General features: G+C 74.6%; 1 protein-coding gene. It reads right to left on the reverse strand.

The window, feature by feature from the left end; genetic code table 11:
- Window positions 1-343 precede the first annotated feature (343 nt).
- The coding region (locus GPJ59_RS36830; protein WP_219672421.1) for a hypothetical protein at window positions 344-563 on the reverse strand (220 nt) is incomplete at its 5' end.

Here is a 563-nt window from a genome sequence, read left to right on the forward strand (position 1 = left end):
GGACAACGCCGGGCGCCGAGCCGGGGCTCGGGGCCGCGCCGCTCCGGCCGCCGGGCGGGAAGCCCGAACCGGGCGCGAGCGGCTTCGGCACTGAGCACCGGCCGGCACCGGAGCCGGGACCGCCGCCGGGGCTGGCGGCGCAAGGGATGCGTCAGCGCCGGGGCCGGGAAGCCCCAACCGGGCGCGAGCGACTTCGGCACTGAGCACCGGCCGGCACCGGAGCCGGGACCGCCGCCGGGGCGGGCGGCGCAAGGGATGCGTCAGCGCCGGGGCTGACCGGTCCCGGCGCCGCCGCTCCGGCCGCTCCGGCCGCTCCGGTGGCCCCAGCGGCACCTGTGGTGGCTCACTCCCAGTCGTCCCACGGCGGGTCCATGTCCTCCAGGTCGAACGGCGGCTCGGCGGCCGGGGCGGACGGCCGCCCCTCGTCCTTCCGCCCGGCCCCCGCCCCCCCTGCTCTTTTTACCACCTCCCACCCCCCCCCGCCCAGGCTGGACTCTTGTGCCCTGTTCTGTTTTGATAAAAAACAAATGTAGAATAAGACAGATCGACTATGCAAGTATATA

The organism is Streptomyces bambusae (assembly GCF_019400985.1).
GTDB classification, from domain to species: domain Bacteria; phylum Actinomycetota; class Actinomycetes; order Streptomycetales; family Streptomycetaceae; genus Streptomyces; species Streptomyces bambusae_A.